Source organism: Mesorhizobium sp. M1E.F.Ca.ET.063.01.1.1 (assembly GCF_003998155.1).
Lineage (GTDB): Bacteria > Pseudomonadota > Alphaproteobacteria > Rhizobiales > Rhizobiaceae > Mesorhizobium.
On sequence record NZ_RZSC01000928.1, the window covers coordinates 1 to 2,032 of the forward strand.

Below are 2,032 nucleotides of genomic sequence, written 5' to 3' on the forward strand. Positions count from 1 at the left end.
CTACAAGGCGAAGGGCCTGACGGTTGCCGCCGGCTCGCCGGCCTTCGAGCATCTAGTCGCCACCGACGACGCCTTCACCATCGCCAGGCTGCGCGCCGCGGGCTCCGTGCTCGTCGGCCTCACCAACATGCCGCCGATGGCCAATGGCGGCATGCAGCGCGGCGTCTATGGCCGCGCCGAGAGCCCATACAATGCGGACTACCTCACCGCCGCCTTCGCCTCCGGCTCGTCCAACGGCTCGGGCACGGCGACAGCGGCGAGCTTCGCCGCCTTCGGGCTCGGTGAGGAGACCTGGTCGTCCGGCCGCGCGCCGGCCTCCAACAACGCGCTCGTCGCCTACACGCCCTCGCGCGGCGTGATCTCGGTGCGCGGCAACTGGCCCCTGGTGCCGACAATGGACGTAGTGGTGCCGCATACGCGCAGCATGCCCGACATGCTCGAACTGCTCGACGTCATCGTCGCCGACGACGAAGAGACGCGCGGCGACTTCTGGCGGGTACAGCGCTCAGTGCCGATCCCGAAGGCGTCCGAATTCAGGCCGGCAAGCTACAAGCGGCTGGCGTTGCAAGGCGTGCTCAAGGGCAAGCGGCTCGGCGTGCCGAAAATGTATATCGGCAGGGACGAAGGCGCCGACCGGCCGATCGAGACCCGCGCCTCGGTGCTAAAACTCTGGCGACAGGCGGCGCGCGACCTGGAGGCGCTCGGCGCGGAAGTGGTCGAGGTCGATCTTCCCGTCGTCTCGAATTACGAGCGCGACCGGCCGGGCGCGCGCTCCATGGTCGATCGCGGGTTGGTGCCGGCGGCGTTTGCCGAGCGCGAGATCTGGGATCTCTCCATCTGGTCCTGGGACGACTTTTTGCGCGCCAATGCCGATCCGGTCCTTCCCGATCTCGCCGCGGTCGACGGCCCAAAGATCTTCCCGCAGCCGCCGGGCGCGCTGCCCGACCGCTACGGCGACGACGGCTTCGATCTGGCGGAGTATGTCGAGCGCGCCAGGCGAGGTGTGACGCCGCTCGAAAAAATTCCCACCATCGAGGCGGGGCTGAAGGGGCTGGAGGCAACGCGCCGCGTCGATTTCGAGGACTGGCTGGACACAAACGGGCTCGACGCTGTGGTGCTGCCGGCCGCCGCCGATGTTGGGCCCGCCGACGCCGACGTCAACGAGACCTCCGCCGCGCTCGCCTGGCGCAACGGCACCTGGGTCGCCAACGGCAATCTCGTCTGGCGCCATCTCGGCATCCCGACAGTGACGGTGCCGATGGGCACCATGGCCGATATCGGCATGCCGGTCGGGCTGACCTTTGCCGGCAAGGCCTATGACGACGCGGCGCTGCTGCGCTTCGCCGGCGACTACGAGCGCGCCACGAAGCGCCGCACCGTCCCGCCGCGCACGCCGCCGTTGGCGGGCGATGTGTTTGTGGAGGGCCGGGACGCGCCGGGTCCGGCTGGCGATGTGCCGCTTACGATAATGCTGACTGCCGAGACGACCCGCGCCGGCGACACCGACGAGATCGCGATCACGCTGGAGATCGATGCAAGCGAGGCAGGACCGGATGTCGCCGTCGTCAAGGTCCATCTCAACGGCGAGTCGGTCCATATGCAGGCGAGCGGCAACCGCTATACCGGCAGGGTCGTCGTGCCGGCCTCGACGCATCAGGGCTTCCACAGCGTCTGGCGCGGCTCCTACGGCTCGATCGTCACCGCCATCGTGCGCCTGCCGGATGGGCGCGCGGCGGGGGCGTATGTGGTGACGGGCGGGATAGGCTAGCGCCTCACCTTCTCCCCTTGTGGGAGAAGGTGGATCGGCGCGAAGCGCCGAGACGGATGAGGGGTGTTGGACGGAGCGCTGCGCTGAAAGGTAAAGCTCTGAAATCGCTCAATATTTCTGCATCTCATTCCTTCTGGAACCCTCATCCGTCGCCTTCAGCGACACCTGCTCCCACGAGGGGAGAAGGTGAGGGCGGCGCCACCTCATTTCACCCAATCCACCACCAGCGCCACAACCCCAAATACCGCCCCCGCCGCGCAGACC

At 68.2% G+C, this 2,032-nt stretch carries 1 protein-coding gene; it reads left to right on the top strand.

The features are described from left to right. Positions 1–1,768, top strand: a 1,768-nt coding sequence (locus tag EOA29_RS34365; RefSeq protein WP_127222254.1) for an amidase, incomplete at its 5' end; no start/stop codon positions are given. Positions 1,769–2,032: the final 264 nt, after the last annotated feature.